Origin of the sequence: Mesorhizobium ciceri WSM4083, assembly GCF_000519305.1 — a bacterium.
In the GTDB taxonomy this organism is placed as follows: Bacteria; Pseudomonadota; Alphaproteobacteria; order Rhizobiales; family Rhizobiaceae; genus Mesorhizobium; species Mesorhizobium ciceri_B.
Genome location: NZ_JAFG01000003.1, coordinates 382,476 through 395,361 on the forward strand (window position 1 = coordinate 382,476; position 12,886 = coordinate 395,361).

At 64.1% G+C, this 12,886-nt stretch carries 10 protein-coding genes; 2 read left to right on the plus strand and 8 right to left on the minus strand.

All coding sequences use genetic code 11. The features are described from left to right. Positions 1–47: 47 nt before the first annotated feature. From MESCI2_RS0101805 to MESCI2_RS0101830, 6 genes are all read right to left on the minus strand, one after another. On the minus strand, positions 48–1,544 hold the full coding sequence (locus MESCI2_RS0101805) for a sugar ABC transporter ATP-binding protein (protein WP_027035057.1): 1,497 nt from the start codon (positions 1,542–1,544) through the stop codon (positions 48–50). Continuing rightward, positions 1,544–2,593 carry a hypothetical protein gene (locus MESCI2_RS0101810; RefSeq protein WP_027035058.1) on the minus strand — a complete coding sequence of 350 codons (1,050 nt, stop codon included), beginning with the start codon at positions 2,591–2,593 and terminating at the stop codon, positions 1,544–1,546. Before MESCI2_RS0101810 ends, MESCI2_RS0101805 begins: the two co-directional genes overlap by 1 nt. Then, a complete protein-coding gene (locus MESCI2_RS0101815) occupies positions 2,590–4,713 on the minus strand; it encodes an ABC transporter permease (protein WP_027035059.1) in 2,124 nt (707 codons plus the stop codon). The genes MESCI2_RS0101810 and MESCI2_RS0101815 overlap by 4 nt, the downstream gene beginning before the upstream one ends. 82 nt (positions 4,714–4,795) lie before the next feature. Then, positions 4,796–5,824, minus strand: coding sequence for a sugar ABC transporter substrate-binding protein (locus MESCI2_RS0101820; RefSeq protein WP_027035060.1), 1,029 nt, complete (start codon positions 5,822–5,824; stop codon positions 4,796–4,798). Positions 5,825–5,889: 65 nt separating this feature from the next. Continuing rightward, the gene (locus tag MESCI2_RS0101825) at positions 5,890–6,876 is read right to left on the minus strand and encodes an ABC transporter permease (RefSeq protein WP_027035061.1); all 987 of its coding nucleotides are present in this window, start codon (positions 6,874–6,876) and stop codon (positions 5,890–5,892) included. A gap of 270 nt (positions 6,877–7,146) precedes the next feature. After that, positions 7,147–8,580: a DHA2 family efflux MFS transporter permease subunit gene (locus MESCI2_RS0101830; RefSeq protein WP_027035062.1), complete on the minus strand. Its 1,434-nt coding sequence runs from the start codon at positions 8,578–8,580 to the stop codon at positions 7,147–7,149. Between the two features lie 121 nt (positions 8,581–8,701). Here MESCI2_RS0101830 and MESCI2_RS0101835 point away from each other — a divergent pair, with 121 nt between their 5' ends. Together MESCI2_RS0101835 and MESCI2_RS0101840 are read left to right on the plus strand one after the other, a co-directional pair. Beyond that, on the plus strand, positions 8,702–9,703 hold the full coding sequence (locus MESCI2_RS0101835) for an ornithine cyclodeaminase family protein (RefSeq protein ID WP_027035063.1): 1,002 nt from the start codon (positions 8,702–8,704) through the stop codon (positions 9,701–9,703). After that, positions 9,700–11,181 carry an HAL/PAL/TAL family ammonia-lyase gene (locus tag MESCI2_RS0101840; RefSeq protein ID WP_027035064.1) on the plus strand — a complete coding sequence of 494 codons (1,482 nt, stop codon included), beginning with the start codon at positions 9,700–9,702 and terminating at the stop codon, positions 11,179–11,181. The genes MESCI2_RS0101835 and MESCI2_RS0101840 overlap by 4 nt, the downstream gene beginning before the upstream one ends. A gap of 11 nt (positions 11,182–11,192) precedes the next feature. On the opposite strand, the gene purU is transcribed toward MESCI2_RS0101840, so the two are convergent. After that, positions 11,193–12,074, minus strand: coding sequence for a formyltetrahydrofolate deformylase (gene purU, locus MESCI2_RS0101845; protein ID WP_050596431.1), 882 nt, complete (start codon positions 12,072–12,074; stop codon positions 11,193–11,195). Next, positions 12,071–12,871: a 3-methyl-2-oxobutanoate hydroxymethyltransferase gene (locus MESCI2_RS0101850; RefSeq protein ID WP_027035066.1), complete on the minus strand. Its 801-nt coding sequence runs from the start codon at positions 12,869–12,871 to the stop codon at positions 12,071–12,073. Before MESCI2_RS0101850 ends, purU begins: the two co-directional genes overlap by 4 nt. Positions 12,872–12,886 lie beyond the last annotated feature (15 nt).

Consider the following 12,886-nt stretch of genomic DNA (forward strand, 5'->3'; position numbering starts at 1 on the left):
GGGATGGATGTCCTGGCCAATTATCATCGTAGGCACCAGCCAAAAACCTAATGCACGGCCGCGTACATGATCTTCTCCTCCGTCGCCTCCGCCGGCGAAAACTCCTCGACGATGCGGCCCTGGCGGCAGACCAGGATGCGGTCGGACAGATTCATGATCTCCGGCAGGTAGGACGAGATGACGACGACGGCTAGGCCCTCATCGGCCAGCCGGTTGATGATCTGGTGGATCTCGGCAATCGCGCCGACATCGACGCCGCGCGTCGGCTCGTCGAAGATGACGATGCGCGGCTGCTGCACCAATCCCTTGCCGATCACCACCTTCTGCTGGTTGCCGCCGGACAGTTCGACCACGCGCGCATTGTCGTTGATCGCCTTGATGTTCAGCGTCTTCGTCCATTCGGCCGACAGCGCACGCATTTCCTGCGCATTGATCACCCAGGCCTTTTCGCGGCCCGCCGCCAGCAGTCCGCCGAACAGGTTTTCGGCAATGCCCATCGTCTCGAAGATACCCTCGCTCTTGCGGTCCTCGGTGACATAGACGATGCCGTCGGCCACCGCTTCGCTCGGCACGAGATAGCGCACCGGCCTGTCGTCGAGCTCGATGGCGCCGCCGCGCAGAAAGTCGCGCTTGTAGATGCCGGAGACGATCTTGAAGGTTTCGGTGCGGCCGGAGCCGATCAGTCCGAACACGCCGGTGATCTGGCCCTCGAAGATCGAGAAGGATGTGTTGCGCACGACATTGCTCATCGAGATGTCCTGCACCGACAGCACCTTCTTGCCCGCCTTGCGCAGCTCTGCCTCGTCGCGCTGGCGGTAGATCTGTCCCGACAGCATACGCCCGACCATGGCGGAAACGATCCTGTCGCGGTCGAAGGCCGATGTGTCGTCGGTGATGACCAGTTCACCGTCGCGCAAAATGGTGATGCGGTCGGCAATATCGAGCGCTTCTTCCAGCGCATGGCTGATGAAGACGATCGAAACGCCGCTCGCCTTAAGCCGGCGGATCAGCGCGAAAAAGTGTCGCTTCTCCTCCGGCGTCAGCGTCGCCGTCGGCTCATCGAAGATGATGATCTCGGCATTGTGGTGGACGGCGCGCGCGATCTCGACCATTTGCCGCTTGGCCGCACCCAGCGTCGCCACCATGGCGTTCGGATCGACCGGGAAATTCAGCGACTGCAGGAACTGCTGTGCCGAAATATACGTGCCGCGCAGTCGGTTGAGGAATTTTTCAGTACCGAGATAGAGGTTCTGCGCCACCGTCATCGACGGCACCAGGCTGGTCTCCTGGAACACCATGGCGATGCCGGCCTCAAGCGCCGCATGCGGCGAAGCGTAGGCGATCTCCTGACCCTTGTGGAACATCTTGCCCGAGGTGGCGTCGACGACGCCGGCGATGATCTTCGTCAGTGTCGATTTGCCCGCGCCATTTTCGCCGAGCAGCGCGTGGATTTCGCCCTTCCTGAGGTCGAAGCTGACATTCTTCACAGCGGGAACGCCGCGATAGTTCTTGGTGACGTTCTCCAGACGGACGATCGGTTCCATCAGAAACCTCCCGTGGCGACGGAAAGGATGCAGTCACCGCCCCTGGAGGCGATGAACAGAAGGCCACCCTTCTCGGCGACACTGCAGATGCCGTGGCGCGTGCCGTTGGCGCGGCTGTGCAGGCTGAATTGCGGCTGCATCTTCTGGTCGAGCCTGACCACCAGCCCGTAGGAGCGGCTCGGCGACCACGGCTTGTGGATGCCCATGGTGCGGATGCCGCCGCATTGCAGCGGCTCGAGGAAGCTGCGGCTGGACGCCAATGCAGGCGCGATCCAGTAGGCCGGCGGCACCTGGCTCAGCATGTCCTGACGGTAATGCGTTTCCTGCAGCACGAATTCGATCAGCCGGTTGCGCGGCGCAAACAAGGTCAGCCACGCCCCACCATCGGCGGAAGGCGACAGCCGCGCGGGATAGCCGGGCAGATGCGTCAGAACCGTCGAGCGGCTGCCCGTCGCGCCGTCGAAACGCACCAACTGATGGCGCCAGCTTTCGCTGACCAGCACATCCTTGCCGACAGGATGCAGCCCATAGGGGAAGGCAATCTCGCCGGCGACTTTGCGGAAATCACCGCCCGCGGCGTCTCGCTTCCACAGCGAACCGGAGGCACCCTTCTTCATCAGATCGGCGGCCCATTGCGACGGCGCGTGCTCGGCCGAGCCGTTGGCCAGCCACAGCGTGCCGTCATCCGCATAGGCAAGTGCGGTGATGCAGCTGATCCCGGCCGGCAGTGAAACCTCGCTGCCGCCAATCAGCAACTTGCCGCTTTCCAACCCAACCGTCAGTTCGCCCGATGGCGACAGCGCCAGCGCGGTGACGGCAGACGGAAAGGTCTCGACCACGACAGGTTCCGCTCCAGCAGCAACCGAATGGATGGCGTTGCCGCTGGAGGCCAGCAGTCGGCCATCCGCAACCAGTAGATTGTCAGGCTCGGTCAGCTCGGCAAAAGCCGGCGCATCGTCCAGCCGCGTGTTGGGGCGAAAAGCGCCGTCGAGCGGCGGGATGGTGACCGCCTTGCCGCGAAACAGGTCCAGCACCGGATCGAGGATCATGGCTTCGCCCCCCAATAGGAAGCGGGACTGGTCCAGTTCGGGTCGGCGCCTGCGATCTTGTAGCGGCCGATGCGGTTGTTGAGGATGCCGCCGACGAACAGATATCCCTTGTGTTCGCGCATCGAGGTGACCATCGGGTGCGCGCCGCCGGTGAGGTCGCCCATCGCCTCGACGATGCCGCCCTTCTCGTTGAATTTGACCACGCCGCCGGTGTTGATGTTGGGGAACAGCCACTCGTCCTGCGGCAGCCGCCGCGTCATGCGCTTGCGCATGTCGGGGTGGCGCAGCGAGAGATCAAAACTCGGTGTGCGCATGCCGAGCCACGCCATCCAGTAATTGCCGTCCGAGGCACGGTTGATGTTGTCGGGATAGCCCGGCATGTCGCGGATGACGCACTCGGCGGTGCCGGCCTTCAGCCCTTCCAGCCAGTAGCGATGCACGCGGCAGGCCCAGCTTTCGGCGAAGAACAGCGACTTGCCGTCATGCGCCATGCACACGCCATTGGTGTAGCGGTAACCATCGAGCAGCGTCTTCGTCGAACCGTCCTTCGGATCATAGACCAGCAGCCGGCCGGTGGCGCGGTTCTCGATCGAATCCAGTGCCCAGTCGTGGGCGTCGTAGCGCTTGGTGGAGTCGGTGAAATAGATGCGGCCATCGGGTGCGATGTCGCAGTCATTGGGGTCACGCAGCCGCGCATCGTCGACGATCGAGGTCCAGGAGCGCGACGTCTCGGCCGACAGGCGTTTGACCTCCCGCTCCGGCGAGACGGAGTAGAGCCCCATGGCGCCGACGCAGCTGATCAGATTGCCTGATTTGTCGAAGGCCAGCCCCAGGGGGAAACCGCCGATGTGAGCAAACACCTCGGATTTGACGTAGTCCGGCGCGAAGAAGCGGACGATCTCGCCATGGCGCGTGCCGCAATAGAGATTGTCGTCGCGGTCGAGGATGACGTCTTCCGGCCCTTCCAGCTCGCCAAGCCCGATATGCTCTGCGACCGACAACCGGTTGTCGAGTTCGTAGGGCGTTCCGGAGCCTGGTGCGGCCGACTGCGTCTCGCCCATCTTGAGATAGACCGGCGCAACATAGACCTCGTTCAGCACCTTGTGGCGGTTCTTCAGCCAGCGGATGTCGATGGTCACCGCCACCGCCAGCATGATGCCCAGCACCATCTGGTTGGTGCCGGTGCCATAGCCCAGCCGGATCAGCCCGTTGGTCATGGTCAGCACAATGATGGCGCCCATCAGCCCCTTGATCACCGAACCGCGGCCGCCGCCAAGGCTGACGCCGCCGACCACCGCCGCCGTCAGCGCCATGATCTCGAGGTTGAGGCCGGTTCCCGGCCCTGCCCCGCTCAGCCGGCAAGCAATGAGGAAGCCGCCGATCGAGGCGCAGAAGCCGGAGAAGACGTAGGTCATGAACACGGTGCGACGCACGCGGATGCCGGCATTGTGGGCCGAGCGCCTGGAACCGCCGACCGCCAGCACGTGCCAACCCGGCCGCGAACGCGTCAGCGCGATATGGGTGACGATGGCCAGGATGATCGCCAGCCACACCGAGACGGAGAGGCCCCAGAAGGTGCTGTCGCCGATGAAGTCGAGCACATCCGATGTCGCGGTCGAAAGCTGCACATCGGCGGCATAGGTGGTGACCAGGATGTCGAACAGCGCCCGTCCGAAGATGAAGGTCACCAGCGTGGTGAGGAAGGCGCGCAGGCGCAGATATCCGACGAGATAGCCGTTGATGGCGCCGAAGATGAGGCCGGTGGCCAGCGACGCGGCCAGCGCCAGCCAGATCGACTGTTCGAGGATGAAGAAGACATAGACGGCGGAAAAGCAGGACAGCGCGAAGATCGAGCCGACCGACAGATCGATGCCGCCGCCCAGCATCACCACTGTCATGCCGGTGACGACCATCGAGAACTCGCCAAGCTGGCGGGTCGATTCCTGCAAAGCGGTCAGCTTGAAGAAGCCGGGAATGATCGAGCCGAAGGTCGCCAATGTCGCCACCAGCGCCAGGAACGGAATGGCGTTGTCGGTCCAGCGTTTGGTCAGGATCTCGCCGACGACATGGTCGGGCACGAGATTGTAGCGCCAGGACTGGAGGCGTTCGCGAAAGGACATCGGCTGCTGCTATTCCATGAGAGGACGAGGTGACCGGATGCTTCCGGTCACCTCGCTTGTACTTCAGTCGAAAAGGTGCGGCTTACTTTGCAGCCGCCGCTTGTGCCTGCAGCGCCTTCAGGTCCCAGCAGCTGTCGGGCTTCAGGTCGGCCTTGGTCGTCGCCTTCTCCAGCGTGTAGATGTAGGTGTGCGAGGTGCCGGCCGGCTGGCCGCTCTGCAGCAGGAACTTGATGATGGCGTTCATGTCACCCGACTGGCGGGCAAGATCGGTCATCACCACCGCGCCATAGGTGCCGTCCTGCAGCTTGTCGCAATCGGCCGCCTTTTCGCCGCCGCCGGTGGTGACCAGGAACACCTTGCCGTCGAGCTTGGCGTCGCGGATCGCGGCGGCCGCGCCGGTGGCGTCACCATCCCAGAAATCGATGATCGAGCAGATGTCCGGGTTCTGCTGCAGCATCGTCGTCGTCACATTGCGCGACGTCGTCGCATCCCAGTTGGAGTCGGGCTTGGCCACCACCTTGAAGTCGGGGTTCTTTTCCAGCACCTTCATGATGCCGGCATACTGATAGAGGCTCGACGAATTGGCCTGGTCGCCCTGCACAAGGCCGATCTTCTTCGAGGAGTTCGGGCCGCAGCCCTTGATCGCCGCTTCGGCCTCGAGCTGGCCAAGCCGGTCCCAGTCACTGCCGATAAAGGCGTCGGCCGGGAAGTTGGCGGGATTGTCGACCAGGATGACGTAGGTGCCGGCGGCCTGCGCCTTCTTCATCAGCTTGGAATAGGAGTTGAGGTCCGGCGCATGGATGATCAGCACATCCGGCCTGGTGTCCGAGGAGATGGCGTCGGTGATCGCCTGCGCGCCGGCGTCGACGACCCAGTTCGGGTCGCGCGTCTCGAACACGCCGCCCCAGGCCTCGACCTCGGTCTTCAGATAGTGCGCCCAGCCCTGCGCCAGGTCGAAGCCCATCGCCAGCGGCACCAGCATGACGCGCTTGCCTTTGAGCGCCTGTGCGTAAGCCGCCGGGCCGGGATCGTCGGCGGCGAAGGTGGGCGCCACGAAGGCGGTGACGGCAAGCGCCGTGGCAGCTGCCATGAGTGTTCTGATCAGTTTCATGTCACATCCTCTGGTTTGGTTTTGTTATCAGCGGCCGGCCCCAACCGTCCGCTGCAGTTCAGGTACTAAATGTCACCCTGCTGGGCCGTCTGCTCGTCACGTGGATTGATGATGCCGTCGACGATGATGGCGCCGAGCAGGATCGCGGCCTTGATCAGGTTCTGGTAGAGCAGCGGAATGTCGATGATGGTCATGGCGTTGAGCAGGATGCCGATCAGTGCCGCACCGACCAGCACGTTGCGCACCCCGCCGCGCCCGCCGGACAGGCCGATGCCGCCGATCACCGCCACCAGCACGATATCGTAGAGCAGCGTTGAGTTGACGACCCGGGTGTTGATCGAATGCAGGCTCGCCGCCGTCAGCAGGCCGGCGACCAGTGCGACCAGGGCCGAGAGCACATAGCGCAGCACCAGCATCGGCCGCACCGGAATGCCGATGTTGCGGGCGGCGACCGGATTGTCGCCGGCGAAATAGATGTAGCGGCCCCATTTGGTGTAGCGTAGGAACAGGAAGAACAGGAAGGCCAGCCCCGCGAACACGAACACCTCGATGGGAACGTCGAGGAAGCGCAGGCCGCCGAGCAACTCGACCCAATGGCCCTGCGGCACCGGCACGGCATCCTGCGTGATCAGTTGCGAGCGCACATAGCCGAAGACGAAGGAGCCTGTCGCCAGCGTCACGAAGATCGCCGGCACGTCGGCATAGGCGACGAGAAAGCCATTGAGCAGGCCGATGGCCAGCACACCGGCCAGCACATAGGCGAAGGCCAGCCCGTCCGGTGTTCCCGAATTCAGCAGTTGCAGATACCAGGCGACAGACATCGCCATGATCGCGACGGCGGAGAGGTCGATGCCGCGGCCGATGACGACCACGGCCATGCCGAGCGCAAGGATGCCCAGCACCGACACCGAGCGGACGATGGCGACGAGATTGTTGGGGTCGATGAAACCCGGCAGGCCTATGGCCGCTGCAACGAACAGCACCACAGCTATGGCAAAGACAATGCCTTCCTGATTCAGGCTCCTGAAATTCGGCCAGCCGATCGTGTTCATGTCTGCGTTTGCCCCGATGGCAGCGCTGCCATCCCTGGGAAAGAACGCTAATCGGCCCAACGCCGGTTCGTCAAATGAATCCGCGCTCGGAACCCAGGCCGGCAGCGATATTTTCCGAGTGGACGCATCGATTGCCGAAGCTGGCGCAATGCTCGGAAAACTCTGCACTTTTGGCAATCGGTTGCGTCATTGCCGCCGCTCGCGAAAGCGCTGCACCAAGGCGAAAGGACAAGACGGAATTTATCTCCGCATCAGGCGGAAAAATCGATCCTAATTTCCCGGCGAGTGGCCGGAAACCTCCGCGCCCGCACCTGGCGGCAGCACGAGAAAACGCAACGCCGCCACCAGCCCGATGGCGCCGATCGCGAGGAAGGCTACTCGAAAATCCACAAGATCGAGAGCGGGCCGGTCCCTGACGATCTGCGACAAATTGAGGATCGCCGCCGCCACCGCGACGCCGAACAGCATCGCCACCTGCTGCAGCATCGAGGACAGCGTCGCCGCCGAGCTTCGTTGCGCCGCATCGATGTCGGCGAATGCCAGCGTGTTGAGCGCGGTGAACTGCATCGAGCGCGACAGGCCGGCGATCAACATCAGTGCCACCACCAGCGCCTGCGGCGTCTGCGGCGAGATCGCTCCGCAAGCCATGATCGAGGCCGAGGCGATGATGCCGTTGACGACCATCACCGAGCGGAACCCGAAACGCCGCAGCGTTGGCGTCGTCACCGTCTTCATGCCGAGATTGCCGAGGAAATAGGCCAGTATCATCAAGCCGGCATCGACGGGCGAGAGGCCAAAGCCGACCTGGAACAGGAGCGGCAACAGGAATGGCGTGGCGTTGATCGCCACCCGGAAAATGGTGCCGGCGGCGAGCGTCGAGATGGCGAAGGTCAGTACCTTGAACGAGGAGAGATCGAGCAGCGGATGCGGCGCGCGCCTGAGATGCCGCACCGCCAGCCAGCCGATGACGATGCCGGCGACGACCAGCAGCACCGTCGGCAGCACGCCGTCTTCGGGATGAGCGATGCGTTCGAGACCATAGAGCAGCAAAGCGAGTCCGGCCGATGTCAGGAAAAAACCCGGCCAGTCGAGCGGCTTGGGGTCGGCTTCGCGATCGTCCGGAATGAAGCGGGCGACCAGCACCAACCCGACTACGCCAAGGGGGATGTTGATGAAGAAATTCCAGTGCCAGGACAGATAGGTGGTGATGAAGCCGCCAAGCACCGGCCCGATCACCGGCGCAAACAGCGCCGGCCAGGTAATCAGTGCCGTGGCGTTCAGCAGCTCCGACTTCGACGCATTACGCAGGACGAGAATGCGCCCGACCGGCGTCATCAGCGCGCTGCCGAGCCCTTGCACGACACGTGCGGCGACGAACTGGGTCAGGTTTTGCGAGACGCCGCAGGCAAGCGAGGCCAGGGTGAACAGGACGATCGCCAGCAGGAAGATGTTGCGTGCGCCGAACCGGTCGGCGAGCCAGCCCGACAGCGGCACGAATACGGCCATGGTCAGCATGTAGACGGTGATGCCGATGCTGATCGCCACAGCCGACACGCCGAAGGAAGCCCCCATCTGCGGCAGCGAGGTCGAGATGATCGTCGAATCCAGAAACTGCATGAAGAAGGCGATGGCGACGATCAGCGCCACGCGCCGCGCATTGGTGGCCGTTTCGGATAAGGTTGCGGTCTCGGGAATGGCAGTCATGACGGAACCGGTTTGAACAGCATCTCACCGGCCGCGTCCAGAGACGTCGCAACAAACTTTCGTGTGCCGCCATGGCCTGCTATGGGATGAACGGGGTGGCCGAGGAAAGTGTCCGCGTAACATGAAGCCCATCTATATCGACTACCTCAATGCCCTCGACATCGACGCCCTTGCCATGACCGATGGCGAAATCATTGCCGCCGTCGAGGCTGGCCTGGTGGCGCAAGGCAATGGCCAGACGGTGATCGAACCGCGCGTCCATCTCGAGCCGGATCCGTCCTTCCACGGCCATTTCAATGTGCTGCGCGGCTACGTCGCGCCGCTCGACACCGCCGGCGTCAAGATCGTCGGCGACTATGTCGACAACTACCTGCACGGCCTGCCTTCCGAATTCGGCATCCTCAATTTGTTCGACCCGCGCACCGGCGCGCCGCGCGCCATCCTCGACGCCACCGTCATCACCGACATGCGCACCGGCGCCGTCACCGCCATCGGCGCCAAGCATCTGGCACGCAAGAATTCGAAGGTGCTGGCCCATATCGGCGCGCGCGGCACCGCCTACTGGAATGTGCGCCTGCTCGACCATCTCTTCGATTTCGAAGAGATCCGCGTCCATTCGCGCCGCCCGGAAAGCCGCGACGGTTTTGCCGCCAAACTCTCCGCCGATCTCGGCAAGACAGTGACGGCGGTGGCCGACTGGAAAAGCTGCATCGAGGGCGCCGACATCGTCGTCGAAGCCTCGCGCCTGCCGGAGCCGCAACCGCTGCTGAAGACCGAATGGATCAAGCCGGGCGCACTGGTCGTGCCCTACGGCACGATGAGCGCGGTCGAACTGTCGCTGACCGACATCATGCAGAAAATGGTCGTCGACGATTGGGGCCAGTGCAAGGGCGGCAAGTTCGGCTCGCTGCGCGCCCATGTCGAGACCGGGCGGCTGAGCGAGAAGACGCTGCATGCCGAACTCGGCCAGATTGCCGCCGGTCTGAAAGCCGGGCGCGAAAGCGACGACGAAACGATCCTGTTCTGGCATCGCGGCCTGTCGCTGTCCGACATCGCGCTGGGCAAGGCGATGCTGGCCAAGGCGCAAGTGCAAGGCATCGGCCAGAGGCTGCGCTTCGCATGACCGCGCTCGTCCTCACCGGAACCGGCGTCAGCGTTGGCGATGTCGCTGCGGTCGCCCGCGATGGGCGCAAGGTGGAGATCGGACCCGAAATCATCGGCAGGCTGGAGAAGGCACGAAAAGTGCTCGACCAGGCCGCCGCGTCCGGCCAGCAGATCTATGGCCTGAACACCGGACTCGGCGCCAATCTCGGCACTGCTGTGCAGGGCGACGCCGGCGCCTTCCAGCGCCAGTTGCTGGAGGGCCGCAGCGGCGCCGTCGGCGAAGCGCTGCCGGTCGAGGCCGTTCGCGCAACCATGGTCGCGCGTGCAGCAATGCTGTCAGCCGCAGGCTCCGGCCTTTCGCCTTCCGTCTTCGTCGCTTTGGTCGACGCGCTCAACGCCGGCGTCCATCCCGTCATGCCGTCACTCGGCTCGATCGGCGCTGGCGACCTGGTGCTGATGACAGCGCTCGCCCGCATGCTCACCGGCGAAGGCGAAGCAGACTATCAGGGCCGTCGCATGCCGGCAGCCAAGGCGCTGATGATGGCGCGCCTCGCCCCCATCAGCCTGGCGCCTAAGGATGGGCTGTCGCTGATCAATGCCTCGGCGGTGTCCGCCGGCAGCGGCGCACTTGCGGTGACGGATGCATTGTCCGCCCTTGCCCAGCAACAGCAGGCCGGTGCGCTGACCATGGAAGGCATCGGTGCCAACCGCACCATCCTCGATCCGCGCCTGCATAGGGCGCGCCCGGCGGCCGGCCAGCAGCAAGCAGCCAAGGTGCTGCACGATCTGCTCGTCCGCGACGAGGCGCCGGCGCCGACCACCTTGCAGGACCCGCTGTCGATCCGCTGCATGCCGTCGATCCACGGCGCGCTGATCGAGGCGATCGGTCAGGCGAGACAGGCTGTCGAGATCGAGCTCAACGCCGCCGCCGACAATCCGCTGGTGCTGGGCGATGATGAGTTGGTGCTGTCGACCGGCAATTTCCACACCGCCGCACTGGCGCTCGCCTTCGAGGCGCTCGGCCTGGCGATCGCCCAATGTGCCGCGGCCAGTGCCGCGCGCTTCATCCAGCTCACCGGTTCGGGCCGCAATGGCCTGCCGAAATATCTGTCGCCGGTCGGCGGCGCCTCGGCCGGCTTCGTACCGTTGCAGAAGACGGTGACGTCGATCCTGGCCGCCATCCGCCACAAGGCCAATCCGGTGATGCTCGACTTTCTTCCGGTTTCGGAGGGCGTCGAGGATCACGCCACGCAGACACCTCTGGCGGTTGCGAAATGCGCAGGGATGATCGCGCTGTGGCGGCGGCTGATCGCCTTCGAATTGATGGCGGCGGCACAGGCCGTCGACCTACGCGACGGCTTCACGCTGGCGCCACGCACCGCCGCAATTCACACGGCAATCCGCGCACTTGTCCCGACGTTGAAAGAGGACCGGCCGCTCGGCATCGACGCTGAGGCGCTTTACGCCGCGCTCGCCGGCGGAAGCTGGCCGGCCTGATGCGGCTTCGCTCAGAAAACGACGGTCTTGTGGCCGTTGAGCATGACGCGGGCTTCGAGATGCAACTTGACCGCGCGCGCCAGAACCCGGCTTTCGATGTCGCGCCCGACGGCGACGAAATCCTCGGCGCTCATCGCATGGGTGACGCGTTCGGTCTCCTGGTCGATGATCGGGCCCTCGTCGAGGTCGGAGGTGACGTAATGCGCCGTCGCACCGATCAGCTTGACGCCGCGGTCGAAGGCCTGGTGATACGGCTTGGCACCCTTGAAGCTCGGCAGGAACGAATGGTGGATGTTGATCGCCCGTCCGAACAGCCGGTCCGACAGGCCTTTCGAAAAGACCTGCATGTAGCGCGCCAGAATGACCAGTTCGGCCCCCGTCCGCTGCACCAGGTCCAGCAGCTTCTGTTCCTGTTCGGCCTTATTCTCCTTGGTGGTCGGCCAATGGTGGTAGGGAATGCCCTCCAGCTCGGCGAAGCGGCGGGCATCCTCGTGGTTGGAGACGACGGCGGCAACCTCCGCGTTCAGCCAGCCGACCCTGATCTGGTACAGCAGATGCAGAAGCGCGTGGTCGAACTTGGAGACCATGACGATGATCTTCGGGCGGCGCCCCTGATCGACGAGCGTGGTCTTCATGCCGAAGCGGTCGACGCTTGATTTCAAGGCCCGCTCCAAGCTGTCCCTGGTCGAGCCTGGCGGGCTTATGAAGGCGATCCGCATGAAAAAGCGATTGGTCTGCCGGTCCCAGAACTGGCTGCTTTCGGCGATGTTGGCGCCGTTCGCGGCAAGCTCCGCCGTGACGGCGGCGACGATTCCCGGCCGATCCTCGCAGGAAAGCGTGAGAATATGAACCGGCGCGGCCTCGTCCGTCGCATCATTGCCTTGAGATTTCACGCCCTGCCGACCCTTTTCATGAACAGGCTGAGCTCAGCCGGATCCATATGCACCACATGCTTGTCTTCGGGATAGGCGAGACTGTTGACATCGGCAACATACTCCGAGAACGCGGCGATGCGCTCGGCCTGCAAACGATCATATTCGGCGGCGAAGTTGCGGTAGACCTTGGAATGGCGAGGCATGTGGCCCCGGTTCTGGCCGAGGATGTCGTCGGCGAACAGATATTGCGCATCGCAACCGGTGCCCGCTCCCATCGACAGCATGATCAGCGATGTGCGTTCCGAGATCGCCTTGGCCACCTCGACCGGCACCACTTCGATCTCGGCGCCGATGGCGCCGGCGGCCTCCAGCTGCTTGACCGCCGCGAAGATATCCATGGCGGTGTCGGCGGTCTTGCCGACGGCTTTGAAGCCGCCGGTCCAGGTTGCGCGGGAAGGAATGAGGCCGACATGGCCGATCACCGGGATATTGTCGTCCGCCATGCGCTTGATCGTGGCGTAGCCGGCGCTGCAATAGACCGCGTCGGCGCCAGCCTTGTAGAGCCGGAAGGCCCAGCGCACGAAATCGTCCGATGTGCCGATCTCGTAGAAATTGTCGCCCGGCATGGTGAACAGGCTGGGGGCGGCGTCCCGGTATTGCGGGTTGAGCACCAGTTCGGGCGGCACCGAGACGATGTCGACCCCCGCGCGCTCCGCGGCCTCGGCCTCGTCCATCGTCAGCACGCGCAGCATGGTCAGCTGTCGCTTGCCCTTCATGGCGCGCAAATCCGCCACCGTCGGTCTTTTTCGGCTCATCAAATGGGTTCCCTC

Bases quoted from the DNA above. Each gene is read 5' to 3' on its own strand.
- MESCI2_RS0101805 (WP_027035057.1), bottom strand. From the start codon at position 1,544: ATGGAACCGATCGTCCGTCTGGAGAACGTCACCAAGAACTATCGCGGC.
- MESCI2_RS0101810 (WP_027035058.1), bottom strand. From the start codon at position 2,593: ATGATCCTCGATCCGGTGCTGGACCTGTTTCGCGGCAAGGCGGTCACC.
- MESCI2_RS0101815 (WP_027035059.1), bottom strand. From the start codon at position 4,713: ATGTCCTTTCGCGAACGCCTCCAGTCCTGGCGCTACAATCTCGTGCCC.
- MESCI2_RS0101820 (WP_027035060.1), bottom strand. From the start codon at position 5,824: ATGAAACTGATCAGAACACTCATGGCAGCTGCCACGGCGCTTGCCGTC.
- MESCI2_RS0101825 (WP_027035061.1), bottom strand. From the start codon at position 6,876: ATGAACACGATCGGCTGGCCGAATTTCAGGAGCCTGAATCAGGAAGGC.
- MESCI2_RS0101830 (WP_027035062.1), bottom strand. From the start codon at position 8,580: ATGACTGCCATTCCCGAGACCGCAACCTTATCCGAAACGGCCACCAAT.
- MESCI2_RS0101835 (WP_027035063.1), top strand. From the start codon at position 8,702: ATGAAGCCCATCTATATCGACTACCTCAATGCCCTCGACATCGACGCC.
- MESCI2_RS0101840 (WP_027035064.1), top strand. From the start codon at position 9,700: ATGACCGCGCTCGTCCTCACCGGAACCGGCGTCAGCGTTGGCGATGTC.
- MESCI2_RS0101850 (WP_027035066.1), bottom strand. From the start codon at position 12,871: ATGAGCCGAAAAAGACCGACGGTGGCGGATTTGCGCGCCATGAAGGGC.